Origin of the sequence: Halomonas ramblicola (assembly GCF_030409215.1) — a bacterium.
Classification (GTDB): Bacteria; Pseudomonadota; Gammaproteobacteria; order Pseudomonadales; family Halomonadaceae; genus Halomonas; species Halomonas ramblicola.
On sequence record NZ_JAUFPL010000004.1, the window covers coordinates 69298 to 92893 of the forward strand.

Annotated in this window: 20 protein-coding genes and 1 riboswitch; of the genes, 4 read left to right on the forward strand and 16 right to left on the reverse strand. The window is 70.4% G+C overall.

The genetic code is table 11. From position 1 onward, the window contains the following. Position 1 precedes the first annotated feature (1 nt). From cobF to cbiE, 4 genes are read right to left on the reverse strand one after another with little or no spacing between them, the layout of a single operon-like run. Entirely contained in the window at positions 2–832 is an 831-nt protein-coding gene (gene cobF, locus QWY80_RS00835; protein WP_290228767.1) for a precorrin-6A synthase (deacetylating), read from the reverse strand. Further along, positions 829–1647: a precorrin-4 C(11)-methyltransferase gene (gene cobM, locus QWY80_RS00840; protein ID WP_290228768.1), complete on the reverse strand. Its 819-nt coding sequence runs from the start codon at positions 1645–1647 to the stop codon at positions 829–831. Before cobM ends, cobF begins: the two co-directional genes overlap by 4 nt. After that, positions 1644–2042, reverse strand: coding sequence for a cobalamin biosynthesis protein (locus QWY80_RS00845; RefSeq protein ID WP_290228769.1), 399 nt, complete (start codon positions 2040–2042; stop codon positions 1644–1646). The genes cobM and QWY80_RS00845 overlap by 4 nt, the downstream gene beginning before the upstream one ends. Next, positions 2042–3265, reverse strand: coding sequence for a precorrin-6y C5,15-methyltransferase (decarboxylating) subunit CbiE (gene cbiE, locus QWY80_RS00850; RefSeq protein WP_290228832.1), 1224 nt, complete (start codon positions 3263–3265; stop codon positions 2042–2044). Before cbiE ends, QWY80_RS00845 begins: the two co-directional genes overlap by 1 nt. 1 nt (position 3266) lies before the next feature. On the opposite strand from cbiE, the gene QWY80_RS00855 reads away from it, so the two are divergent. Beyond that, the gene (locus QWY80_RS00855) at positions 3267–4025 is read left to right on the forward strand and encodes a cobalt-precorrin-6A reductase (RefSeq protein WP_290228770.1); all 759 of its coding nucleotides are present in this window, start codon (positions 3267–3269) and stop codon (positions 4023–4025) included. Here the strand turns inward: QWY80_RS00855 and cobJ are convergent. From cobJ to QWY80_RS00895, 8 genes are read right to left on the reverse strand one after another with little or no spacing between them, the layout of a single operon-like run. Continuing rightward, positions 3989–4750 carry a precorrin-3B C(17)-methyltransferase gene (gene cobJ, locus QWY80_RS00860; RefSeq protein ID WP_290228833.1) on the reverse strand — a complete coding sequence of 254 codons (762 nt, stop codon included), beginning with the start codon at positions 4748–4750 and terminating at the stop codon, positions 3989–3991. The two genes, QWY80_RS00855 and cobJ, sit on opposite strands and share 37 nt — an antisense overlap. Before the next feature lie 11 nt (positions 4751–4761). Continuing rightward, positions 4762–5487, reverse strand: coding sequence for a precorrin-2 C(20)-methyltransferase (cobI, locus tag QWY80_RS00865; protein WP_290228771.1), 726 nt, complete (start codon positions 5485–5487; stop codon positions 4762–4764). Continuing rightward, positions 5484–6113, reverse strand: a complete 630-nt coding sequence (locus QWY80_RS00870; RefSeq protein ID WP_290228772.1) for a precorrin-8X methylmutase — start codon at positions 6111–6113, stop codon at positions 5484–5486. Before QWY80_RS00870 ends, cobI begins: the two co-directional genes overlap by 4 nt. 14 nt (positions 6114–6127) lie before the next feature. Continuing rightward, a complete protein-coding gene (locus QWY80_RS00875; RefSeq protein ID WP_290228773.1) occupies positions 6128–7294 on the reverse strand; it encodes a ferredoxin-like domain-containing protein in 1167 nt (388 codons plus the stop codon). Continuing rightward, the gene (gene cobN / locus QWY80_RS00880) at positions 7291–11130 is read right to left on the reverse strand and encodes a cobaltochelatase subunit CobN (RefSeq protein ID WP_290228774.1); all 3840 of its coding nucleotides are present in this window, start codon (positions 11128–11130) and stop codon (positions 7291–7293) included. The genes QWY80_RS00875 and cobN overlap by 4 nt, the downstream gene beginning before the upstream one ends. Then, complete coding sequence (gene cobW / locus QWY80_RS00885; RefSeq protein ID WP_290228775.1) at positions 11130–12239, reverse strand: cobalamin biosynthesis protein CobW; 1110 nt, start codon at positions 12237–12239, stop codon at positions 11130–11132. Before cobW ends, cobN begins: the two co-directional genes overlap by 1 nt. Beyond that, positions 12230–13630 (reverse strand): cobyrinic acid a,c-diamide synthase CobB, encoded by a 1401-nt coding sequence (locus tag QWY80_RS00890; protein WP_290228776.1) that lies wholly within the window; start codon positions 13628–13630, stop codon positions 12230–12232. Before QWY80_RS00890 ends, cobW begins: the two co-directional genes overlap by 10 nt. Beyond that, positions 13627–15390, reverse strand: coding sequence for an ATP-binding protein (locus tag QWY80_RS00895; protein ID WP_290228777.1), 1764 nt, complete (start codon positions 15388–15390; stop codon positions 13627–13629). The genes QWY80_RS00890 and QWY80_RS00895 overlap by 4 nt, the downstream gene beginning before the upstream one ends. A 149-nt stretch (positions 15391–15539) precedes the next feature. Further along, a riboswitch (cobalamin riboswitch) is annotated at positions 15540–15753 on the reverse strand. A 381-nt stretch (positions 15754–16134) separates the two neighbouring features. On the opposite strand from QWY80_RS00895, the gene QWY80_RS00900 reads away from it, so the two are divergent. The 3 genes from QWY80_RS00900 to QWY80_RS00910 are packed head-to-tail and all read left to right on the forward strand — an operon-like array spanning position 16135 to position 18976. Beyond that, positions 16135–17151 carry an ABC transporter substrate-binding protein gene (locus QWY80_RS00900; RefSeq protein WP_290228778.1) on the forward strand — a complete coding sequence of 339 codons (1017 nt, stop codon included), beginning with the start codon at positions 16135–16137 and terminating at the stop codon, positions 17149–17151. Then, a complete protein-coding gene (locus QWY80_RS00905) occupies positions 17148–18215 on the forward strand; it encodes a FecCD family ABC transporter permease (protein ID WP_290228779.1) in 1068 nt (355 codons plus the stop codon). Before QWY80_RS00900 ends, QWY80_RS00905 begins: the two co-directional genes overlap by 4 nt. Continuing rightward, entirely contained in the window at positions 18212–18976 is a 765-nt protein-coding gene (locus QWY80_RS00910; protein ID WP_290228780.1) for an ABC transporter ATP-binding protein, read from the forward strand. The genes QWY80_RS00905 and QWY80_RS00910 overlap by 4 nt, the downstream gene beginning before the upstream one ends. 6 nt (positions 18977–18982) lie before the next feature. On the opposite strand, the gene QWY80_RS00915 is transcribed toward QWY80_RS00910, so the two are convergent. The 4 genes from QWY80_RS00915 to QWY80_RS00930 are packed head-to-tail and all read right to left on the reverse strand — an operon-like array spanning position 18983 to position 23482. Then, positions 18983–19765 (reverse strand): ABC transporter ATP-binding protein, encoded by a 783-nt coding sequence (locus QWY80_RS00915; protein ID WP_290228781.1) that lies wholly within the window; start codon positions 19763–19765, stop codon positions 18983–18985. A gap of 8 nt (positions 19766–19773) precedes the next feature. Beyond that, positions 19774–20733: a FecCD family ABC transporter permease gene (locus QWY80_RS00920; protein ID WP_290228834.1), complete on the reverse strand. Its 960-nt coding sequence runs from the start codon at positions 20731–20733 to the stop codon at positions 19774–19776. Positions 20734–20738: 5 nt separating this feature from the next. Further along, complete coding sequence (locus tag QWY80_RS00925; RefSeq protein ID WP_290228782.1) at positions 20739–21656, reverse strand: cobalamin-binding protein; 918 nt, start codon at positions 21654–21656, stop codon at positions 20739–20741. Beyond that, complete coding sequence (locus tag QWY80_RS00930) at positions 21656–23482, reverse strand: TonB-dependent receptor domain-containing protein (protein WP_290228783.1); 1827 nt, start codon at positions 23480–23482, stop codon at positions 21656–21658. Before QWY80_RS00930 ends, QWY80_RS00925 begins: the two co-directional genes overlap by 1 nt. Positions 23483–23596 lie beyond the last annotated feature (114 nt).

Genomic DNA, 23596 nt, shown 5'->3' on the forward strand with positions numbered 1-23596 from the left:
TTCACTCTCCTGCGGTGTCGATGGGGCTGTTCGGCTGGCTCGGCAGCAGCGGCGTCCGGGCCAGCAGGTAGATGTCCATGATCCAGCCATGCCGCTCGCGCAGGGCGGCACGACGCTCGACGATCGACGGGGCCACCTCGGCCAGCCAGCCGTCGAGCAGGCTCTGCTTGTCCATGCCCAGGTAGGCGCCCCACCAGATATAGAGCCCCTCCGGCGGCAACGCCTGGAAGGCCCCGCCGCCGTCGAGCATGACCGCGACGCTGGCCGCATCGTCGGGCCAGCCACGCTCGCGCAGACGCCGCCCGGTGGTGATCTGGACCGGTTCGGCCAGCGCATTGAGGGGGATGCGGTGCGCGGCGGTGAGGACCTGCAGGCTGGTGATGCCCGGCACTATCTCTACCTTCAGGTCCACCTCGACCGCCCGCCCGGTGGCGCTTTTCATACAAGATCTGAGCCTTTCGGCGATGCGCAGGCTACTGTCATACAACGAGGGATCCCCCCAGATCAGCATGGCGACCCGTCCGCCCTCCGGTAGATGGGACTCCATGAGTTCCGCCCAGACAGCAGCGATCGCCTCGTGCCAGGCGTCCACCGCGCCCAGGTAATCGGCACGGGCCTCGCGTCGGGGCAGGTCGAACTCCACGACCCGGGACCGGGCCGGCTCCTCCAGGAGATTGCGACACAGCAGCCGACGCAGGTCCACCAGGTCCGACTTGGCCTCCCCCTTGCGTGGCAACAGGATGAGGTCCGCCGCGTTGAGCGCCCGCACGGCGGCCAGGGTGACATGCTCGGGATTGCCCGTGCCGATGCCGATCAGCGAAAGCCGGATCATGCCTCGCCTCCCCTGTCTTCGGGAGAGGCGCCGGGAGCGGTGCCGGCGAAGGGCGAGTCCGCCGACTGGGGCCGAAAGCGACGATCATAGCCGATTGAATACAGGCAACTTTCCTGGAAATCCTCACTCTCCAGCACCGGGCCCACCAGGATCAACGCCGTCCGCTGCAGGGTGCCATCGACCCGGGAGGCCACCGTCGACAAGCGCCCCCGGACCACCCGCTCATCGGGCCAGCTGGCCCGCCATACGATGGCGACCGGGCAATCGGCGCCGTAGAAGGGCATCAGTTCCTCCACCACTCGGGCCAGGTGATGGATGGAGAGGTGGATCGCCAGGGTGGCGCCGCTCTTCGCGAAGTTGGCCAGGGTCTCGCCATCCGGCATGGCGCTGGCACGCCCCGGCGTCCGGGTCAGCACCACGGATTGCGCCACCCCCGGCAGCGTCAGTTCCTGCCCCAGGGTGGCGGCCGCCGCGGCGAAGGACGGCACGCCCGGCGTAATGGCATAGGGTATGGCCAGCTCGCGCAGCCGGCGCAGCTGCTCCCCCATGGCGGACCAGACCGACAGGTCCCCGGAGTGCGGTCGGGCCACGTCCAGGCCCGCGGCATGGGCGCGACGCATCTCGTCGATGATCTCATCCAGGGACAGGGGCGCCGTGTTGATGATCCGGGCGCCTTCCGGGCAGTGCTCGAGCAACGCTTCGGGCACCAGCGACCCCGCATAGAGGCACACCGGACAGGAAGCGATGAGATCCCGCCCTCGCAATGTCAGCAGGTCCGGCGCGCCGGGGCCGGCGCCGATAAAGTGGATTGTCATGCTCGCTCTCCTTTCTTCAGAGGCGCTCGGGCCACCGCGGCGGTGGCCGATCGGTCCGCCGAGATCAGCCGGGGCCCGAGCAATGCCGCCCCGGGTCCCGCCGCCAGCAGGGCGACGGCCTCGGCGACGCTCCCCGTGCCCCGGGCCCGCAGGCTGTGCCGGGAGCGGGTGAGCGTGGCGGCCATGGGCAATTCAGCGTCGGCCACGGCGATCACCGCCAGCCCCCGCGCGCGGCCCAGTTCCTGCACCAGCGGCCACATCGTCCGGGTCGCGGCCAGCCGGTCGATGGCGCCGTGGTGTTCGTGGAGCCGATCCAGCGCATCAATCAGCGACGCCAGCCGCACCCCCCGTCGAAAGCCGAAGCCCGCCACCGTGATCGCATCCCCCATCACCATCACCGGGTCACCCGCCACTGCACGATGGGGTAGCCGGCCTTCCAGCCCCGCCGCCTGCCGAGGGGGGCGGCGGTGGCCAGCTCGAGGCGCAGCAGCTCGCCGCCGGCCCGCTGCTGCCAGTGGGCCAGCAGGGCCTCGGACTCCAGGGTCACCGCATTGGCCACCAGGCGCACGCCGGCCGGCAGCCGCCGCCACAGCGCCTCCAGCAACGCCTCCGACAGCCCGCCCCCGATGAAGACCGCATCGGGCGGCGGACGCTCGTCCAGCGCCCGATCGCCCAGAACGTCGGGGGCGCTCCCCTCCACCACCTCGAGCCAGTCGACGCCCAGCGTTCGCGCATTGCGACGCGCCCGTGCCGCCCGCTCAGTGTCGCATTCGAAGGCCAGGGCGCGGTTGTCCGGGTGCGCCAGCAGCCACTCGATGGCGATCGAGCCCGAGCCCGTGCCGATATCCCACAGCCGCTCCCCCGCTACCGGGGCCAGGGCGGCCAGCGTCAGGGCGCGCACGGCCTGCCTGGTGATCTGGCCATCGTGCTCGAACCATTCGTCCGGCAGGCCGGGTGTCAGCGGCAGGGCCGGCCCGTCACCGGCGACCTCCAGGCCCGCCGCGACCGGGTGGCGAATATCGTCCGGCAGGGCGGCATGTGCCCGCACGCTGCGCAGCCGCTCATCGTCACCGCCCAGCGCTTCCAGCACATGCAACCGGGACGCCCCGAAGCCGCAGCGCGAAAGCCAGCCGGCCAGCTCGGCCACCGCCTCGCCGTCGCGCAGCAGCACCAGCAGACGCCTGCCGCGATGCAGGTGGGGCCGGAGTCGCGTCAGGGGCCTGGCATGCAGGCCCAGGCAGGTCACGCCCTCCAGCGACCAGCCCAGCCTGGATGCCGCCAGGCTGAAGGTGGAGGGCGACGGCAGGGCCCGCCATTCGCCGGCCCCCAGCTGATGCGTCAGGCTGGTGCCGGCGCCAAACCAGAAGGGATCGCCGGAGACCAGCATCACGACCCGGCGGCCGCGTTCGGCCAACAGTCGAGGGATGCCGTCGGCGAAGGGCACCGGCCATTCGCGCACCTCGCAGGCCACAGGCGGCAACAGGCGCAGGTGGCGACGCGCGCCGAATACCACCTCGGCGTCCTCCAGCGCGTCGCGGCTTGCCGGCGTCAGCCCCGCCGTGCCACTCTCGCCCCAGCCGAGCAGCGTCAGCCAGGGAGCGTCGTCAACGTCAGCCATCATGAGAGTCCTGATCCTGGGGGGCACCAGCGAGGCCAGTGCCCTGGCCAGCGCCCTGGCCGAACGCTCCATCCCCGCCCTGTTCAGTTATGCCGGCCGGGTCACCACGCCCAAGCCGCAGCCGTTGCCCACCCGCGTCGGCGGCTTCGGCGGGGTGGCGGGCCTGGCCACCTTCCTGGCCGACAACCGCATCACCCACCTGGTCGACGCCACCCACCCCTTCGCCGAACGCATGAGCCACCACGCCGTCTCGGCGGCGCAGCGCCGCGGCGTCCGCTGCCTCGCCCTGACGCGGCCCCCCTGGGCGCCGATGGCCGGCGACCGCTGGCAGAGCGTCGCCGGTGTCGAGGCGGCGGTGGAGGCGCTTTCCGGGCCGCCGCAGAGGGTGCTGCTGGCGATCGGGCGCCAGCATCTCGCCGCCTTCGCGGCCCAGCCCCAGCACCACTACCTGCTCAGGCTGGTCGACCGGCCCGAGGCCCCGCCGCCCCTGCCCCGTCACAGCGTCACCCTCGACCGGGGGCCCTTCACCCTGGACGGCGACCTGACCCTGCTCCGGGAGCATGGCGTCGAGCGCCTGGTGTGCAAGAATGCCGGCGGCGCGGGTGCGGTGGCCAAGCTCGCCGCCGCCCGCCGACTGGGCCTGCCGGTGGTGATGATCGAGCGGCCGGCGCCGCCGCCGCGCCGGGAAGCCCACTCCATCGAGGAGGTCCTGGCGTGGCTCGGTCATGAGCCCGCCCCCGACGCCGACCTCGGCGTATAGACCCACTCCCCCTCCTCGCGCGCGATGCGCCGCGTCAGGCTGGAGCCCACCATCACCAGGGTACGCATGTCGGCCATCTCCGGCTCCGCCTCGCCCAGGGTCGTGACCCGCACGGCTTCCTCCGGCGTGGCAATGGCCCGCGCGAACACGATCGGACGCCCTGGCCCGCAAGCCTCCCGCAGCACCCGCAGGGCACGCGCGAAGCCCGCCGGTCGCGCCCGGGAGCGGGGGTTGTAAAAGGCCATGGCGAAGTCGGCCTCGGCGGCCAGCCGCAGGCGCTTCTCGATCAGCGCCCAGGGCTTGAGGTTATCGGACAGGTTGATACAGCAGAAGTCGTGGCCCAAGGGAGCGCCCAGCCGCGCGCTGGCGGCCAGCATGGCGGAGATGCCCGGCAATACCTGGATGTCCAGCGCGCGCCAGGCCGGCTCACCCGCCTCCAGCGCCTCGAAGACGGCCGCGCCCATGGCGAACACGCCGGGGTCGCCCGAGGAGACGACCACCACCCGGCGGCCCTCGGCGGTCATCCGCAGCGCCTGCTCCGCCCGCCGGATTTCCTCGCGGTTGTCCGAGCCGTGGCGCGTCAGCCCCGGCCGCGGCGGCACCCGCTCGACATAGGGCCCATAGCCCACCACATCGGTGGCCTCGGCCAGCGCGGCCGAGGCCTCCGGGGTGACCAGCGAGGCGTCGCCCGGCCCCAGGCCGGCGATCTTCAGCCAACCGTTCATGGCCGTTTCTCTCATGGCCGTCTCCCCTGGCCGTGGATCACCAGCAGGGAAAAGTACGGCACGCTGTCGCCGGCGTCGCGGAACGGCACCACCCTCTCCTGGGGCATGGAGGCATACTCGATCAGCCAGGCCTCCTCCGCGCGGCCGGCCCGGGCCAGCGCCCGCCTGAGCTTGTCCAGGTTGCGGCCGATCTTCATCACCACCAGGGCATCGGTCCGGGCGATGCGCTCGGCCAGCGTCGCCTCCGGCAGGGTGGCCATCAGCACGGTCATGACGTCATCGCCCCAGGTCACCGGCTGCCCGGTGGCGGTCCAGGCGGCGGACATGCCGGTGATGCCGGGCACCACTTCAACGGCCACCCTTCCCTGCAATCGGGTATAGAGGTGCATGAAGGAGCCGTAGAAGAAGGGATCGCCCTCGCACAGCACCGCCACATCCTGGCCCGCCTCGGCGATCTCGGTCAGCTGCGCGACCTGGCGTTCATAGAAGGCCGCCAGCAGTTCGTTGTAACGGGGGTCGTCGAACGGGATCTCGGTGGTGACCGGATACTCCATCGGCAACTCGATGGCATCCGACGCCACCAGGCCTTCGACGATGCGACGGGCGTGGCCGGTGCGGCCCTTCTTGCGGAAGAAGGCGATGTGGGACGCCCGGCGGATCAGTCGATCCGCGCGCACGCTCATCAGATCCTGGCTGCCGGGCCCGAGGCCGACGCCGTAAACGGTTCCCCGGCTCATTCGCGACGATCCGCCATGGCATTGAGGGCGGCCACCGTCACCGCACTGCCGCCGAGCCGTCCGCGCACGATGCAACAGGGTAGCGAGTCGCTCGCCCAGAGGGCCTGCTTGGATTCGGCGGCCCCCACGAAGCCCACCGGGCAGCCGATGATGGCCGCCGGGCGCGGGCAATCCGGCGCTTCCAGCATGTTCAACAGGTGGAAGAGCGCGGTCGGAGCATTGCCGATCGCCACCACCGCGCCGTCCAGGTAGGGGCGCCAGAGCTCCACGGCCGCCGCCGAGCGGGTGTTGGCCAGGTCCCGGGCCAGGCCGGGCACCCGCTCGTCGTGCAGGGTGCAGAGGATGGCGTTGTCCGCCGGCAGGCGCCGGCGGGTGATGCCCTCGGACACCATGCGCGCGTCACACAGGATCGGCGCGCCCCGCTCCAGCGCCTGGCGCGCCCGGTTCACCGCGTCGCCGCGGAACTGGATGTGCGAGGCCAGTTCCACCAGGCCGGCGGCATGGATCATGCGCACGGCCACCGGCTCCTCCTCCGGCGAGAAGCGCGAAAGCGACGCCTCGCGCCGGATGATGGCAAAGGACTCCCGGTAGATGGCCGGGCCGTCCGTCTCATAGGCGTGGGGCATCGATATTCTTCTCCTCATCCATTCTTCTCTTCCAGAGCGGCCAAGACCTCGGCGTCGGTCAGCCCGGTCGCCTCTGGCGTGTCATCGGCGCGGCCGCCGACGATCAGGTCGAAGCGGCTGGCCCGCCCCGTCAGGCAGACCTCGGCCGGCTGCCGGCGGGCGCAGCCCTTGGGACAGCCGGACACATGCACGGCGCCCGCGACCAGGCCGCTCAGGCGTTCTGCCAGCGCCAGCGTCTCGACACTCGCCTGCGCGCAGTAGGGGGCGCCCGGGCAGGCATCCGCGGATAATCGCGGATCACGGTCGTCGTCCAGTAGCCCCGGGACCGCTGCCTCTACGGCGCCTTCCACCAGCAGACGCCGCCAGGGCGTCACCCGTACGGCGGTGACCTCGGCAGGGTCGACGGCGGCACGCCACGCCGGCGCCGGCGCCCGGCCGAACGGCAGGCCCAGCACCCGACCCCGCGCATGGTCGCCCAATGCCAGCCGGGGGCCGGCCTCGGCAGGCCGTATCGATGCCGGCGCCCAGGCCGGCAGCGGCGCCCGATGCCGGCGCATCCGTCCGGCGTCCCGCCCGCCACTGTCGACGAACCAGTGCGCCAGGCGCACCAGGAGCTCGACGGCGGCGGCGACCGAGGCCACCGGGGTGCCCCGGGCGCGTCCATCGGCCCGGACTAATAGGCCGCCCGAAGCCCGCGGCTGCAAGGCGCCCGATGCCGACCGCTCGAGGCGGAAGTCCGCGGAGGCATCGCTCAGCACCGGCGCGGGACCGGCATCGAGGGCAAGCCCCACCTTGTCCGGCAGGTCCGGCAGCTCGGCGAGGTGGGCCTGCAGCAGGCGGGCCGCCTCATGGGTGGCGTCGCCCGCCTGCCAATCCGGCGCCAGCAGCAGTGGGGGCCGGCGCTCGGCCTGCGGGACCGGGTCGACCAGCCCCTGCGCGACGAGGACATCCATCAGCCCGGGCCAGCCGGCCTCGGACACGCCGCGCAGCTGCAGGTTGGCGCGGCTGGTGAGTTCGATCAGGCCGCTGCCGAAGGCCTCAGCCGCGTCACACAGCGCCAGCATCTGGCCCCGCGTGAGCCGCCCCAGGCGGGGACGCACGCGCACCAGCAGGCCATCGCCGGTCGCCATGGGTCGCCAGGCCCCGGGACACCAGCCCCTGACGCGAACCTCGGCGCTCATGGGGCGAGCTCCCGGGTCTCGTCGATCTCGAGCAGCAGGTCCTGCAGGGCCGCGCCCTGTTCCCCGGGGTCCTGCCACATCCCGCGCTGGACGGCTTCCAGTAGCCGCTCGGCCATCTCCTCCATCGCCGCCGGGTTATGTTCGCGGAGGAACGCCTGGTTGGCCTCGTCCAGCACCAGGGCGTCGGTCACCTGGGCATACTGGTAGTCGGCCACCAGGTCGGTGGTGGCGTCATAGGCGAACAGGTAGTCCACCGTGGCGGCCATCTCGAAGGCGCCCTTGTAGCCGTGCTCGCGCATGGCCTCGATCCATTTGGGATTGAGCACCCGGGAGCGGATCACGCGGGCCAGTTCCTCCTTGAGGGTGCGGATCCGCGGCTGCGCCGGGTTGGCGTGATCGGCGTGGTAGATGGACGGCGCCTGCCCCCCGAGGGAACGGCTGGCGTTGGCCATGCCGCCCTGGAACTCGTAGTAGCCGTTCGAATCGAGGATATCGTGTTCGCGGTTGTCCTGGTTGTGCATCACCGCCTCCAGGCTCTCGAGCTGATGCTCGAAGGCCCCTCGCGCGGCGACCCCGGATTCCGGGAACTGGCCGTAGGCGTAGGCCCCGGCAGCGAGGTAGGTCTCCGCCAGGTCGTCCGCGCTGTTCCAGGCGCGGTCGTCGATGCGCCGGTTCAGGCCGGTGCCGTACTCCCCGGGCCTGCTGCCGAAGACCCGGTAGCCGGCCTCGCGGGCGGCCGCCTCGGGCGACAACCCCCGGCGCTCGAGTGCCTGCCGGCGCGCCAGCACCGCCGCACGAATGGTGTTGCCGTCGCCGGGCTCCTCGTACTCGGCGACCGCCCGCACCGCGGCATCGAACAGGCGGATGACATTGGGAAAGGCATCGCGGAAGAAGCCGGATACCCGCAGGGTGACGTCCACCCGCGGGCGTTGCAGCAGCATGGCGGGCATCACCTCGATATCGATCACCCGCTGCGAACCGAGCGACCAGACCGGCCGCACCCCCATCAGCGCGAAGGCCTGGGCGATATCATCGCCGCCGGTACGCATGGTCGCGGTGCCCCAGATCGACAGCCCCAGCCGGCGCGGGTAGTCGCCGTGATCCTGCAGGTAACGCTCCACGAACGCCTGCGCCGAGGCCTCGCCCAGGGACCAGGCGGCGGGCGACGGAATCGCGCGATTGTCCACGCTGAAGAAGTTGCGCCCGGTGGGCAGGGTATCCAGCCGCCCCCGGCTGGGGGCGCCGCTCGGCCCGGGCGGCACGAAGCGGCCATCGAGCCCGTCCAGCAGCGACTGGATCTCCATCTCGGCGCCCCGCCGCATGGCGGCCCAGAGCCGCTCGCGGGCATGGCAACACTGTTCAACGGTGGCCGGGTAGTCACGGGCCAGTTCTGTCAGGCAGCCCGGTTCCAGGACGTAGTCGGTCACCAGCCGATGGGCGAGCCGTTCCAGACGCTCCCGGGTATCGGCGGCGGTGCGCCAGGCGGACGCCTCCAGCTCGGCCAGGGCCGGCGGCTTCGGACCGGTCCAGGGGTCGACCCCGGCCGTCAGGGGATCGAAGGACCCGCCGTCTTCCCGCAGGCCCAGGTCGTCCGCCAGGTTGTGCAGCAGGCCGCGCTGGACCACCCCCTCTCCGCGCGGCAGCCTGAGGATGGCGACCAGGGTCCCCGCCAGCTTGTCCGGCGGCGGCAGGGTGCCCAGCACGTGCAGGCCATGGCGGATCTGGGCTTCCTTGATATCGCACAGGTAGGTGTCCAGCTCGTTGAGCAGGCGCTCGTCATCCGCGCCCTCCGTCGTCTGGCTCAGTTCCCGGTCGATACCGGTCCGGTGAAGGTGTGCCAGGATCCGCTCACGCAGCAGCGCCTCGCGCCGCGGGTCCATGCCCAGGGCCTGGTAGTACTCGTCGGTCAGGGCCTCCAGTTCCGCCATGGCCCCGTAGAGCTCGGCCCGGGCCAGCGGCGGCATCAGGTGGTCGATGATCACCGCCTGGCTGCGGCGCTTGGCCTGGGCGCCCTCGCCCGGGTCGTTGACGATGAACGGATAGAAATGCGGCAGCGGCCCCAGGGCGAGATCCGGCCAGCACTCGGCGGAGAGTGCCGTGCTCTTGCCCGGCAGCCATTCCAGGTTGCCGTGCTTGCCGACGTGGACCACCGCGTCCACCCGGTAGTGCTCGCGCAGCCAGAGATAGAACGCCAGGTAACTGTGGGGCGGCACCAGTTCGGTATCGTGGTAGCTCTGCGTCGGGTCGTCGATGAAATCTCGTTCCGGCTGGATGCCGACGAAGGTCTCCCCCAGGCGGATACCGGCGATCATCAGCCGGCCCTGGTGGCACTTGGGATCGTCCGACGGCGTTCCCCAGCGCCCGCATACCGCTTCTTGAAGTGCTTCCGGCAGGGTCCGGAACCACGCCAGGTAGTCGTCGAGCCCGATGCTCTGCCAGCAGCCGCGCTGGTCCAGGGCACGCCGATCGTTGGTCACGGTGCCCTGCAGCCGCCGGATCAGGGCGTCCCCGTCCTCCGGCACGTCGCTCACCGGATAGCCCGCCGCGGCCAGTGCCCGCAGGATCTCTATCGTCGAGGCCGGCGTATCCAGGCCGACGCCGTTGCCGATGCGGCCATCGCGGTTGGGATAATTGGCCAGCACCAGCGCCAGGCGCTTGGCGGCATTGGGCGTCTGACGCAAACGACAGAAGCGCCGCGCCAGCCGGGCGACGAAGGCGGCCCTCTCGGGATGCAGGGCGTGGCGCGTCACCGACAGCTGGCAGCGCTCGCTGTAGTGGGCCTCCGTCTTGAAGCCCACCGCGCGGGTGATGACGCGCCCATCCATCTCCGGCAGCACCACCTGCATGGCCACGTCGCGGCTATGCAGGCCGGCCGCCTTGGCCTGCCAGTCCTCCTCGGTGCTGCTCGCCAGGATCGCCTGCAGCACCACCGGTCGCCCGACGAAGGGACTGTCGAGAACCTCGCCGCCCAGGGCGTCCATGTCGTCCGGGTTGCGGTTGACGGAGAAGCCGGTGGTATTGACCAGAAGCCCGGCCCCGGTCTGCTCGATCAGGTGATTGACGAAGGCCACGCAGGCGTCGTCCTTGAGCGAGGCCACCGCCACCGCCAGCGGTTCGAGCCCCTGGGCCCGCAGCGCCTCGATCAGGCCGTCCAGCACGGCGGTATTGGCGCCCTGCAGGTGACTGCGGTAGAACAGCAGCAGGCACACCGGGCGATCAGGATCCCGACGCGCTTGCCATTCGCTCAGGGTCGCTTCCCGTCGACCCGCAGTGTGGGGATCGTAGAGCATCGCCGCGGGAATCGCCTTGGGTTCCTGCCAGTCCAGCGCCAGCCCCAGGCACTCGGTACCGACGCAGCGCAACAGTTGCTCGGCATTGTCCACGCCGCCCTCGCGCAGGTAGCGCCAGACCCGGTGGGCCGATTCGACCGGCACGCTGGACTCGCCCAGCAGGGCGTCGTCCGGCTCGTCACTGCCCGGCACCAGGATCAGCTGGCGCCCCCGGCCGGCGGTGGCCCAGGCCAGCAGACGATCAAAGCCGTAGCGCCAGTAGGCGCTGCCGCCCATCAGCGAGACGATCACCAGGCGCGCCTCTTCCAGCACACGATCCTCGTAGAGGTCGTAGGCGGCGGGCTTGACCAGGTTCATCCAGTTCGCGAGCCGTACCGAGGGGTAATCGTCCCCGACCGTCGCGACCAGCCGCTCGACCGCCTGCGCCAGGGCCGACAGGCTGCTGTCGGCGGCCGACAGGATGACGATCTCGGCGGGGCTCTGCTGCAGGTCGACGATGCCCTCGTCGTCGACGAAGCCCCCGGGCTTGGCGGCGAAAAGATGCATCAGGCGGTCGTCGCGATCTCGGCGCTGGCCAGGGCCGTGTGCAGGGCCTCACTATCCAGCGCCTTGCCGATGATGACGAGCTGGGTGTGGCGCGGCTCGTCCTGCCCCCATAGCCGGTCGAAATAGCCGTCCAGGCGCTCGCCCACGGCCTGGATCACCCGGCGCATGGGCTTGCCCGGAATGGCCGCGAAGCCCTTGGCTCGATAGATCTCGTGGGTTTTCAGCAGTTGCTGGAGCCTGTCCGCCAGGGCGTCGCCATCGACTTCCCCCAGCCGGATCACGCAGGAATCGAAATGATCGTGGGCGTGGTCGTGATGCGCCCCCACGGCATGATGGCGATCGTGGTGGTTCTCGATGCGGTCGATGCTTGCCTCGCTCGCCGCGCCGATGCCCATCAGGGCTTCCAGTTGGGCCGTATCCGTGGCCAGGGTCTGGTCGATAAACAGGGTCTTGACCGATTCGGGGACGCGCGCCTGGATCAGGGCCTCGACCCGCGCCCTGTCGGCCGGCTCGAGCAGGTCGGTCTTGCTGACCAGCACCAGGTCGGCCGCGCTCAGCTGGTCGTCCAGCAATTCCCGCAGGCTGGGATCGTGGTCCAGGCTGTCGTCGGCCCGGCGCTGGGCCTCCACCCTGTCGACATCGCTGGCGTAACGGCCGGCGGCGACGGCCGGCCCGTCGAACACGGTGATGATGGCATCGACGGTGCAGTGCTGGCGCACCTCCGGCCAGTTGAACGCCTGGACCAGCGGCTTGGGCAGGGCCAGGCCGCTGGTCTCGATCAGGATATGGTCGATGTCGTCGCGGCGGGCCACCAGCTTCTTCATCACCGGCAGGAATTCCTCTTCCACCGTGCAGCAGATGCAGCCATTCGCCAGCTCGTAGATACCCCCGTCCTCGCCTTCCACGGGGCGTGCGTCCTCGCCGCCCTCTTCGCAGCCCAGGGCGCAGCCGCGCAGCAGGCTGGAATCGATATCCTGCTCGCCGAATTCGTTGACGATGACGGCGATGCGCTTGCCGGTGACCTGGCGCAGAATGCCGGCCAGCAGCGTGGTCTTGCCGCTGCCCAGGAAGCCGGTCACCACCGTGGCGGGGATCTTGTTCAGTCGCATCCGTGGGATTCCTCAGTGGTGATGGAATGAGTGTCGTTGGTCTGGCGTGCCGATACCGGGCCCGGCGCGAACAGGCGGGCCACGGCGGCGGGATTGTCGGGGAAGAACAGGTGCAGGTAGGTCGCCGTCAGCCGTCGTTGGCGATAGATGGCCTCCCCTGGCGCGGGATGGCGCTGGCGCCGCCCGTGGGCGATGGGGGCGGGGGTACCCTCCGCCACCGAGCGGTGATGGGCATGGCCCCGGACCGACCCCTCGGGCAGCTCGGCGGTCTGCATCCCCTGGCAACCCCGCCGCCCGCGCATGGCACCATGCCCGGGCAGCAGGCCCAGCATGGTGTGGGTCTCGCCATTCTGGTCGGTGAGGGTGTCGAGGGCATAGAGCATCCCGCCGCACTCGGCCAGGATCGGCAGGTCCGCGGCAAAGGCGCGGCGGATGTCGTCGCGCATGGCGGCGTTCGCCGCCAACCGCGCGGCGTGGAGCTCGGGGTAGCCGCCGGGGAGCCAGAGGGCATCGCAGGGTGGCAGGCCGCCATCGGCCAACGGCGAGAAGAAACGCAGTCTCGCCCCCATCCGCTCCAGCAGGTCCAGGTTGGCCGGGTAGATGAAGCTGAAGGCGGCGTCCCGCGCCACGGCGATGGTGCGGCCGGCCAGCCACGGCGGCGGCGCGGCCGTATCAAGGGGTGCCGTCGCGAAGGTCACCGGCGGCAAGGCCAGCAGGGCCTCGGCCAGCCCCTCGGCCGCGAGCGCCTCGGCGCCGGCCTCGAAGCGGGCCTCCAGGTCCTCGCGGATCTCCTCGGCCTGGACCAGCCCCAGGTGGCGCTCGGGCAGGGCCAGGGAGGCATCGCGGGGCACCGCGGCCAGCAGCGGCACGCTTTTCGGCAGCGCCGCCGCGATCAGCTCACGATGGCGCATTGAGCCGCAGGCGTTGGCGATCAGCCCGGCGATGCGGATATCGTCGCGGAAGCCCGCCAGGCCGGCCACCAGCGCCGCCGCGGTCTGGGCCATTCCTTTCACGTCCATGACGATGACCAGCGGCAGGCCGAACAGGGCCGCCAGATCGGCGCTGGAGGGTTCGCCATCGAACAGCCCCATGGCGCCTTCCACCAGGATGAGGTCCGCCTCGAGCGCGGCCTCGAACAGGCGTCGGCGGCAGTAGGCCTCGCCGGCCATCCACAGGTCGAGCTGATCGACCGGCCGGCCCGACGCCTGGGCCAGCACCAGCGGATCCAGGTAATCCGGACCGGTCTTGAAGACCCGGACCACCTTGCCCTCGTTGCGCAGCATCCGGGCCAGCGCCGCGGTCACCGTGGTCTTGCCCTGCCCCGATGCCGGCGCGGCGATAAAGACCGCGGGGCAGGCGGCACTCGCCGGTGCGGTGACATCGTCCATCATCGTTGACCTCCGGTCCGCATGACGCCCGCCGTCTCCGGCAAGGGCTGGTAAAGGGCGCCCAACTGCTCGGCGATCTGACGCCCCCGCCCCCGCCTGACGGCGGCCCCTTCGGTATCCACGACGACGCAATCGCCGAGTGACGGCAGGCCGGCCAGGGATTGCCGGGTGCGGCCGTCGGTGATCAGGTAGGTGCGGACATGCAGGCCGGCGTCCTGACGCCGCCATTGGCGGATCAGCCGCGCCGCCCGCAGGACGGCGTCGCGGATCGGGGTCCCACCGCCGCCGTCCGCGGCATCGAGCCGCTCGAGCAGGTCCTTGGGCGCGCGTCGCCGGGGCAGGACCTCCGTGACGCCGTCATTGCCGAAGCCCAGCACCACGATCTGCTCCCGGACGGCGTAGGCCTGGCGCGCCAGCCGGTCGACCAGCCCCTTGGCCCGGCCCAGCAGGCGCTGGCCCAGGGTGGAGGCAGAGGTATCCAGCAGGATGAGATGCAGCACCGGCTGCCCGGTGCGGGCCCGGCGATAGCGCAGGCGTCGCCAGGGCCAGTGCCCGCGGTTGTCGATCAGGGTGCCGAACCAGTCCGGTCGTTGTGCCTCGGCATGGGCCCGGCGCTGCCCCGGCTGGTGCCCCTTGCCCAGGCGCTTGGAGGACAGGCGCGAGGACGGCACCGATGCCGGCTGTTTCGCTCGGGTTTCCGCGGGGATGTCCGGAAATTCCACCGCCGGCACGCTGACGCTTTTCTGTGTCACCGGCGGCATGGCGCCCCACTGCCCCTGCGCCTCCGAAGCCGCGCCGTGGCCACCGCTGCCGGCCGGTGTCTGCCTGTCGGCGCCGGCGCTCCCCCCGCCGGGGGGCGGCGGCGTTCCGGACTGTGAGGGTGGCGTCGTATGTTGCGTCGTACGGCGATGGGCCAGGACCCAGGGCTCGACGGTCTCCAGGTCCTCCCGGCTCACCGTCGTCGCGCCTCGCCAGACGGCATGCGCCTGCGCCGCGCGATGCCAGGCCACATCCGCCCGCAGGCCCTCGACCCCCGCGGCCTCGCAGCGAGCCGCGATATGGTCGTAGACCCAGGGCTCGGCGGTGACCTCGGTCAGCGCCCGTTGCGCCCGCCGGATGCGCCGGGTCAGCGCCGCCTGGTCGGCCTCGTGGCGGGCGACATAGGCCTGCGGATCGCGGTCGAAGGCCTCTCGCTGCTGCACGATGGCCACCCGCTCCCGCACGCTCACCACCGCCTCCTGCTCGAGACAGAGGCCGAAGCGATCGAGCAACTGGGGGCGCAGTTCCCCCTCGTCCGGGTTCATGGTGCCGATCAGGCCGAAGCGGGCGGGATGCGTATGGCTGATGCCGTCGCGCTCGACGATGTTGACGCCGCTGGCCGCCACGTCGAGCAGCAGGTCCACCAGGGAGTCCGGCAGCAGGTTGACCTCGTCGACATACAGCACGCCACCGTGGGCCTTGGCCAGCAGGCCCTCGTGGAAGGTCGCCTCGCGCTCGGCCAGCACCCGCTGGAGATCCAGGCTGCCGGTCAGGCGGTCCTCGCTGGCGCCCAGCGGCAGGGTGACGAACGGCGGCCGCCGGCCCTCGGCGTCATCGGGCAGGATCGCCGCCAGCGCCCGTGCCAGGGTGGACTTCGCGCTCCCCCGGGGGCCGCTGATCAAGACGCCACCCACCCGGGGGTTGATGACGTTGAGCAGCAGGGCGGTCTTGAGCGCCTCCTGGCCGACCACGGCGGCAAAGGGAAACTCACACGCGGCGGGCATGATGGCCTCGCACGGGGGCGGCAAGAGACGTCAGGACGATGGCACACGGCCGGCGGGTCGGTAGCCGACGGGAACGGGAAGCCCGTTGGGAAGGAAAGCAAGGAGTCGCAGACACACTCTGATCCCCGGTGCCCACCGCACCATCACTGGATGAAACGAAACGACGGGCCGGTCTCCGGGCTCTAAGGAGGGCGCATTCGAGAGAATCACGCCAACGCCTGCACCTTCCCGGCCCATGCCAGTGGTCTTCGCAGGCGACTCGCTTATTACCGTTGCGGGGGCAGCGATGGACTTGGCCGTACGGCCTCACCATACTTCCCGATTATCCCCTGATGCAGGGGCACCCGTCTCAGTCGGGCCATCCTAAAGCAATTGCCGCAACAGGCGCAATCGATGGCCATCATCCGCCAGGACTATCGCGGATGGCAGCCTCGCCCCGGCGCCCCTCGCCATGGGTAACTGCGATTGTCCTGCACCCGTTCCGCACCGCGCTCCTGGTGCGCCCGGGCCGCCCGCCGGGCAGGCACCGGGGCACTGGGGTGCGGGCCGATGGCCCGATCCTCATGGGGATGCCGGGGGTTGTTTTTTCATGCGGTTCTATCACATGATCTTCGCCGCTCGCGATCGACATGCCGAGGTCGAGGCGAGCATCATCGCGGCATGGCCATGAAAAAAACGGCATGAAGCTCGACAATCACCACGGCGTGACCGGCCATTTCTTCCCTGAAACCCGGATATAAACTCATGAACATCGCTCGTCCTGTATTGGCAACGCTATCGTTTATTTCGGCTTCCCATGCCGTGGCCGATGCCACCTCCTATCCGCTGACCCTGACCAATTGCGGCCAGGAAATCCGCATTCCATCCGCTCCCGAAAGTACGGTCACGGTCGGCCAATCGGCCACCGAAATCCTCTATGCCCTGGGACTGTCCGAGCGGGTCGAGGGCACCTCGGTCTGGTTCAACCCGGTGTTGCCGGAGTTCCGGGATGTCGATGCCGATATCGAGCGCCTTACCGACAACGATCCGAGCTTCGAGGCCGTGGTGAACAAGAAACCCGACCTCGTCGCCGCCCAGTACGAGTGGCATGTCGGCCCCACCGGCAGCGTGGCGACCCGACGCCAGTTCCATGACCTGGGCATCGCCACCTACATCATGCCGGCCGACTGCGACACCAAGGACAATTCCACCGGCGGCGATGGCACCCGCACCGGCGCCTTCTCCCCCGACTCGGTCTACAAGGGCATCACCGAGCTGGCCACGATCTTCGACGTGCAGGACGCCGGTGAAGCGCTGGTGGCCGACCTCGAGGCGCGCGAGGCCAGTGCCGTCGCCGACGCCGAGGGCCTCGCGCTACCGGAGGACCTGTCGGCGGTATTCTGGTTCTCTTCCCCCGACCAGTCGGTGGACCCCTATGTCGCCGGCCGGCTCGGCGCACCGGGCTACATGATGGACAAGCTCGGCATCCGCAACGTGATCGAATCGGACGAGGAGTGGCCCGTCGTCGGTTGGGAATCCATTGCCCAGGCCGATCCCGACATCATCGTGGTAGCTCGCATGGAACGTCGTCGCTACCCGGCCGACGATGTCGACAAGAAGCTCGAATTTCTCCACAGCGACCCCGTGACCCGCGAGATGTCGGCGGTGAAAAACGACCGTATCATCGAGATGGACGCCCATGCGATGAGCGCCACCATGCGCACGCTCTTCGGCCTCGAGACGCTGGTCGACGCCTTGTCGACCCTGTCCTTCGAACGATGAATTCGGCAACGGCACGACATTCACTGGCTCGCTCCCGCTGGCGCTGGGCCTGGTCGGTGCCACCGATCCTGTTCCTCGCGGTGATGGCCGGCACCGCGATCGGCGAGACGCCGATCCCGGTGGACACCATCCTCAAGGTGCTGGCCAACCGGCTCTGGGGAGCGAACTATCCCGTCGATCGGATCGACGCCGGCATCGTCTGGAGCTACCGGCTCAGCCGCGCCATTCTCGCGGCCTGCTGCGGCGCCGGGCTGGCCCTGGCCGGTGTCGTCCTGCAGGCCCTGCTGCGCAACCCCCTGGCCGATCCGTTCCTGATGGGCATCTCCGCCGGCGCCTCGACCGGTGCCGTGGCTGTCACCATCACCGGGCTCGGCGCCGGCACCATGACGCTCTCGCTCGGCGCCTTCGCCGGGGCCAGCCTGGCCTTCGGCCTGGTGGTGCTGCTCGCCCATGCCGCCGGCAGCGGCACGGGGGGCGGACGCGGCGCCCAGGCCGCAGGGGCCATCATCCTGGCCGGTATCGCCGGCTCCCAACTCTTCAATGCCCTCACCGCCTTCATCATTGCCAAGTCGGCGAGTGCCGAGCAGGCGCGCGGCATCATGTTCTGGCTGATGGGCAACCTCTCCGGCGTGCGTTGGGACGACGTCATCCTGGGACTGCCCGCCGCCTTGGGCGGCCTGTTGATCTGCCTGTGGTACCGGCGGGCGCTGGACGCCTTCACCTTCGGCGCCGACAGCGCCGCCTCGATGGGCATCGCCGTGAACGGCGTCCGGGGCGTGCTGATCGCCGCCATGGCACTGGTGACCGCCGTGATGGTCTCCATGGTCGGCGCCATCGGCTTCGTGGGCCTGGTGATTCCCCATGCCATGCGCTTTCTCGTCGGCAGTCGCCACACCCGCCTGGTGCCTGCCTCGGCGCTCGCCGGCGCGGTCTTCCTGATCGGCGCGGACATCCTCTCGCGCATCCTGGTGCCGGGGCAGGTGTTGCCGATCGGCGTGGTCACGGCGCTGATCGGGGCCCCGGCGTTCGCCATGATTCTGGTTCGCGGGACGAGGGCAAGATGACACTGACCGCCGAACGGATCGACTGGACGGTCCACGGGCACAAGTTGCTGGATGACGTCGGCCTCCGGGTGGCGCCCGGCGAGACCTTCGGCCTGGTCGGCCCGAACGGCTCGGGCAAGACCACCCTGCTGCGGGTGCTCGCCGGGCTGCGCAAGCCGAAGCGCGGACGCGTCCTGATGAACGACCGGCCGATGGCCAGCATGCGCCAGCGTGACATCGCCCGCGCCATCGCCTTCGTCGAACAACAGGCGGAGACCCTCGACCGGATAGCGGTACGACAGGCGGTGGCCCTGGGCCGGACCCCCTTCCTCTCGCCGCTCCGCCCATGGTCCGACCGGGATGACGCCATCGTCTCCCGGGCCCTCGACGATGTCGACATGCGACACCTGGCGGATCGTCTCTGGCACACGCTGTCCGGCGGCGAACGCCAGCGCGTGCATATCGCCCGCGCCCTGGCGCAGCAGCCGAGCATCCTGCTGCTCGACGAGCCCACCAACCACCTCGATATTCGCCACCAGCTATCGATCCTGCAGCTGGTCAGGGAGCTACCGATCACGGTGGTCATCGCCCTGCACGACCTCAATCAGGCCATGGACTGTGACCGCATCGGCGTCATGGATGCCGGGCGCCTGGTCGACATCGGCGCGCCCGGGCGAGTGCTGACGGCCAAGAGGCTGCGTCGTACCTTCGGGGTCCACGTCGAGATCGTCGATGACCCCATCGATCACGGCCGGATCATGCGTTTCCGCCACGCCCTGTGAGGCAGGTCATCTCGCGGGCACGAAGACGGGGGCGCCGTCGACCCAGGCGGTGGCCAGGCGCTGGCCATAGAGGCGCTCCAGGGCCTCGGGCACCAGCATGGCATCCGCGGGGCCCCAGCATGCCTCCCCGTCCGGGTAGAGCAGCAGCAGGTGGTCGCACCAGCGGGCGGCCAGGTTGAGGTCGTGCAGGCACATCAGCACGGCGCGTCCCTCCGCGGCCTGTTCGGCCAGCAGGGCCATCACCGCCGCCTGATGGTGCAGGTCCAGGTGATTGGTGGGCTCGTCGGCGAGCCACAGCGCCGGCGCCTGGGTCAGCACCGTGGCGATGGCCAGGCGCTGGCGCTCGCCGCCGGAGAGGGTGTTCACCAGGCGTTCGGCGAGGTGGGCCACGTCGAGCCGCTCCAGCGCCGCCTCGGCCAGGCGCCGGTCCTCGGCGCTCTCCAGCTGCCAGGGCGACAGATAGGGATGGCGGCCGATCAGCGCGGTCTCGCGCACCGCGGCGGGGAAGCCGTCGTGGCGCTCCTGGAACACCAGCCCCAGGCGGCGGGCCACCTCGCGTCGGCGCAGGGCGCCCAGCGGGCGGCCGTCGAGGCGCACCTCGCCTCGGCGCGGCGTGCGCAACCCGGCCAGGGTGTGCAGCAGGGTGGTCTTGCCGACCCCGTTGGGGCCCAGCACGCCCCAGACCTGGCCGGGCGCGACGCACAAGTCCAGCGCCCGGCCGTCGTCGCGCCCCGGCACGTCGATCACCAGGTCGCGGGCCTCCAGGGCGGGCGTCGGGGTCGTCGGCATGCGCTCCATCACTGCCCCCGGTACAGCAGGAACAGGAAGGTGGGCACCCCGAGCAGCGCGGTGATCACCCCCACCGGCAGCTGCTCCGGGGCGATCAGGGTGCGCGCCAGGGTGTCGGCCAGCAGCAGCAGGGTACCGCCGGCCAGGGCGCAGGCGGGCAGGATCAGGCGCTGGTCGTTGCCCAGCACCAGGCGCAGCATGTGCGGCACCACCAGGCCGACGAAGCCGATGCTGCCGGCGCCGGTCACCGCCGCGGCGGTGAGCAGGCTGGCCGCCAGGTAGAGGGTCCACTCCAGGCGGCGCACCGCGACCCCCAGGGCGGCGGCCTGCAGCGGCCCCCGCGCCAGGACGTTGAGGCTACGCCCCAGCGGCACCACCAGCAGGCAGACCAGCAGCAGCAGCGCCAGCAGCGGCCAGGGGGTACCGGCATGGGACAGGTCGCCCATCAGCCAGTAGAGCATGCCGGGCAGTCGCTGGGCGGGGCTCACCGCCAGCATCAGGGTGATCACCGCGCCCCAGCCGGCGGCCACCACCACCCCGGTGAGCAGCAGCCGCGCCGGCGTCCAGCCGCCGTGACCATGGGCCAGGCCGAACACCAGCAGGGTCGAGACCAGTGCCCCGACGAAGGCAGAACCCGAGACCAGCACGCTACCGAAGCCCGCCAGCATGGCCAGCAGGGCGCCCACCGAGGCGCCGCCGGAGAGCCCCAGCACATAGGGATCGGCCAGCGGGTTGCGCAACAGCACCTGCATCAGCGCTCCGGCCACGGCGAGCAGCCCGCCCACGGCGAAAGCGGCCAGCGACCGTGGCAGGCGCAGCTCGAGGATCAGGGTGCGGGAGAGCGCCTCGCCCCGGCCGCCCAGGGCGGCCAGGATCTCTTCCGGCGGCAGTGTCACGCTGCCGAGTGCCACCGACAGCGCCAGGGCCGCCAGGGCGGCCAGGGCCAGGGCGCCGAGGGGGCGGATCATCGGGATCACGAGCCCTGCTCCCCGCGCCGCTCGCGAGCCCGATCGAGCTTCTCGCAGAACAGCCGGCTGCCCTCCAGCAGCCGCGGGGTGGGTCGCTGGATCAGCGACGGCGGCACAAAGAAGAGGTTGTCGCGGTCCACCGCGGTGAGCTCCGGGTAGCGCTCCCAGTGGGTCAGCCAGTCGCGGTTCTCCTCGCCCATGCCACCGGCGAGGATCGCCTCGGGATCGGCGGCCAGCACCGCCTCCTCGTCGAGGCGCGGCACCAGCCGCTCCAGGTCGCCGAAGACGTTGACGCCGCCACACAGGTTCAAGACCTGGCCGATCAGGTGATCGTCGTTGATGGTCATCAGCGGTTCGTCCCACACTTGGTAGAAGACCGGCACCGGCGCGGCCTCGGCGTAGCGCTCGGCGAGCGCCGCCATGCCCTGGCGGAAGCGCTCGGCCTCGGCGTCACCCGCCACCCGGGTGCCGGCCAGCCGGGCCAGGCGCTCGATGGCGCTGGCCACCCCCTCGAAGGAGCGCGGCTCGATGTAGAAGACCGGCACGCCCAGGGCCTCGATGCGCTCCAGCTGCTCGGCTGGGTTGCCGGTGACCCAGCCGATCACCAGTTCGGGACGCAGGGCCACCAGGCGCTCCAGGTCGACCCGGGTATGGCTACCCACCGAGGCGACCTCGCGGGCCTCGGGCGGATAGTCGCTGTAGGCCACCACCGCCACTACCCGCTCGCCGGCACCGGCGGCGTAGACCAGCTCGGTGGCCCCCGGCGAGAGCGCGGCGATGCGGCGGGCCGGGGCCGCCAGGCACACCTCGCGGTCGGTGTCGTCCACGGCACACACCTCGCCTCGGGCCGGGGAGGCGACCGGGCCGAGCAACCCACCGCACAGGACGAGGGCCGTCAGTGCGCTGCGGGGGAATCTAGCCATCACTCACCGAAGTGCACGCTGAGGAAGGTGGCATGGCCGGCGTTGGGGAAGTCACGCGCGGTCTCATACTCCTTGTCCAGGACATTCTCCACGGTCAGGCGCGCCGACCACATGGGAGCAAACGCCCAGCCGGCGCGCAGGTTAACGTTGCCATAGCCACCAAGACGCTCCTCGTTGTCGGCGTCGTCATAGCGGTGATTCTGCACGATCCAGGAGCCGCCCAGCGACCAGTCACCCAGTGCGCGGTCGACGTCCAGGCGCAGGCTCTGAGACGCACGGCGGCGCAGGCGATTGCCCGTTTCGCGATCTTCCGGATCGGTATAGGTGAGCGCCGCCGCCAGGGTCCAGGCATCGAGTTCCGCCCCCGCACTCAGTTCCACACCGCGAATTCGGGCTCGTTGAACGTTCTTTGGAATGTCTACAAAACCGTCTCCGTCAGAATCGACATTGATAATCAGGTTATCGATGTCCGTCTGATACAACGCCAAGTCCCAAAAACTACGATTAAACTGCCCCCGAACGCCGATTTCCAAGGTGTCCGAGGTCTCAGCCTTGAGCTCAGGATTGCCAAATCCCGGGAAGAAGAGCTCATTGAAGGTGGGCGCCCTGAAGGCGGTACCATAGCTGGCCCGCAAGGTGTGGTGTTCGCTTACCTCGTAGCCCAACGCCAGGCTACCAGTCGTTTCCTCGCCGAAGGCCTCATTGTCGTCGTGGCGCAAGCTGGCCTGAAGGGAAAACGGCGCAAAATCGAGCAGCCCCTGAGCGAAAAGTGCGGTATTATCCCGATTGCTCTCGTCATAGTCCGACGTGCCACTGACCTCGTCTTCGTCGTGTTCTATACCGACAATCAGCTCATGGAAGCCGACCTCCAGGGTATTGTCCCAGCGCACCGTTTGCGTTCGGGTATCGAAGACCGAAAACCCGAAGGCATCGACCGTATCACCTTCGTCACGCGACTCGCTCAGAGTCAGACGACTGCGCCAACTGTCAGTCACGGGCACTTCCCCGTAGAGCCCAGCCACCTGCTGTACGAAGTCAGTTTTGGCAGGTGCGCCAAAACTATCAAACTCGGTATTGCCTTTCGCCCGAAGTGCCAGGCCGCCGATCTCCGCACTATTGTCGAAGGTGTGAGAGAGGCGAAACAGACCGCTGGTGTTATCGTAGCCCTTGTCTTCGCCGCCGCGGCGAATGGGGGCACCATCGGTATCGAAGCGGCTGCCGGCGAAGTGATAACGGGTCCCCCCCTCGGCCCCGGAGAGCGAGGCGCTGTAGCGCTGGGTCTTGAAGGACCCCCCGCCGGCGGAGAGGCGCGGCGTGGGCCCTCGTTCGCCCTCGGGGGTGAAGAGCTGCACCACGCCACCCACGGCATCGGCACCGTAGAGGCTTCCGCGTGGGCCGCGCACGATCTCGGCGCGCTGGAACATCCGCGGGTCGAGGAACTGCCAAGCCGGCGCCCCCGAAGTGGCCGAGCGCAGGCGGATGCCATCGATCAGCAGCACGTTCTGGTTGCTATTGGTGCCGCGGATAAAGACGCTGCTCTGCTTGCCGAAGGAGCCACTGGTGGTGACGTCCACGCCCGGCTGGCCACGGAACAGGTCGATGAGGCTCACCGGATCCTGGCGCTCCAGGGTCGCCTCGTCGAGCAGGGTGACGGAGGACAGGCTCTCGTCGGCGGTGCGCGGTGCCAGCGCGGCGGTGACCACCAGCGGATTGAGGGTCTGGGCGTCGTCCTCGGCGGAGGCCGTCTCGCCCTGGGCCTGAACGGCCAGCGGCAGCGCGGCCAGGGCGAAGGCCGCCAGGTCACGGTAAGATCGTGAGATGGTCATGTCGGGTCCCTTGCTCACCGTACTCACCCGCACGGCGTATGGCGTTATGGTCGGCCGGCGGGAGGGGGCGAGAGGAGGGACGGAAGCGGCGTCATGCCGGCGGGTGCCCAGCCT

What these genes read in the sequence shown, in the direction of transcription:
- cobF (WP_290228767.1), bottom strand. Translation starts at nt 832, where the DNA reads ATGATCCGGCTTTCGCTGATCGGCATCGGCACGGGCAATCCCGAGCAT.
- cobM (WP_290228768.1), bottom strand. Translation starts at nt 1,647, where the DNA reads ATGACAATCCACTTTATCGGCGCCGGCCCCGGCGCGCCGGACCTGCTG.
- QWY80_RS00845 (WP_290228769.1), bottom strand. Translation starts at nt 2,042, where the DNA reads ATGGTGATGGGGGATGCGATCACGGTGGCGGGCTTCGGCTTTCGACGG.
- cbiE (WP_290228832.1), bottom strand. Translation starts at nt 3,265, where the DNA reads ATGGCTGACGTTGACGACGCTCCCTGGCTGACGCTGCTCGGCTGGGGC.
- QWY80_RS00855 (WP_290228770.1), top strand. Translation starts at nt 3,267, where the DNA reads ATGAGAGTCCTGATCCTGGGGGGCACCAGCGAGGCCAGTGCCCTGGCC.
- cobJ (WP_290228833.1), bottom strand. Translation starts at nt 4,750, where the DNA reads ATGAACGGTTGGCTGAAGATCGCCGGCCTGGGGCCGGGCGACGCCTCG.
- cobI (WP_290228771.1), bottom strand. Translation starts at nt 5,487, where the DNA reads ATGAGCCGGGGAACCGTTTACGGCGTCGGCCTCGGGCCCGGCAGCCAG.
- QWY80_RS00870 (WP_290228772.1), bottom strand. Translation starts at nt 6,113, where the DNA reads ATGCCCCACGCCTATGAGACGGACGGCCCGGCCATCTACCGGGAGTCC.
- QWY80_RS00875 (WP_290228773.1), bottom strand. Translation starts at nt 7,294, where the DNA reads ATGAGCGCCGAGGTTCGCGTCAGGGGCTGGTGTCCCGGGGCCTGGCGA.
- cobN (WP_290228774.1), bottom strand. Translation starts at nt 11,130, where the DNA reads ATGCATCTTTTCGCCGCCAAGCCCGGGGGCTTCGTCGACGACGAGGGC.
- cobW (WP_290228775.1), bottom strand. Translation starts at nt 12,239, where the DNA reads ATGCGACTGAACAAGATCCCCGCCACGGTGGTGACCGGCTTCCTGGGC.
- QWY80_RS00890 (WP_290228776.1), bottom strand. Translation starts at nt 13,630, where the DNA reads ATGATGGACGATGTCACCGCACCGGCGAGTGCCGCCTGCCCCGCGGTC.
- QWY80_RS00895 (WP_290228777.1), bottom strand. Translation starts at nt 15,390, where the DNA reads ATGCCCGCCGCGTGTGAGTTTCCCTTTGCCGCCGTGGTCGGCCAGGAG.
- QWY80_RS00900 (WP_290228778.1), top strand. Translation starts at nt 16,135, where the DNA reads ATGAACATCGCTCGTCCTGTATTGGCAACGCTATCGTTTATTTCGGCT.
- QWY80_RS00905 (WP_290228779.1), top strand. Translation starts at nt 17,148, where the DNA reads ATGAATTCGGCAACGGCACGACATTCACTGGCTCGCTCCCGCTGGCGC.
- QWY80_RS00910 (WP_290228780.1), top strand. Translation starts at nt 18,212, where the DNA reads ATGACACTGACCGCCGAACGGATCGACTGGACGGTCCACGGGCACAAG.
- QWY80_RS00915 (WP_290228781.1), bottom strand. Translation starts at nt 19,765, where the DNA reads ATGCCGACGACCCCGACGCCCGCCCTGGAGGCCCGCGACCTGGTGATC.
- QWY80_RS00920 (WP_290228834.1), bottom strand. Translation starts at nt 20,733, where the DNA reads ATGATCCGCCCCCTCGGCGCCCTGGCCCTGGCCGCCCTGGCGGCCCTG.
- QWY80_RS00925 (WP_290228782.1), bottom strand. Translation starts at nt 21,656, where the DNA reads ATGGCTAGATTCCCCCGCAGCGCACTGACGGCCCTCGTCCTGTGCGGT.
- QWY80_RS00930 (WP_290228783.1), bottom strand. Translation starts at nt 23,482, where the DNA reads ATGACCATCTCACGATCTTACCGTGACCTGGCGGCCTTCGCCCTGGCC.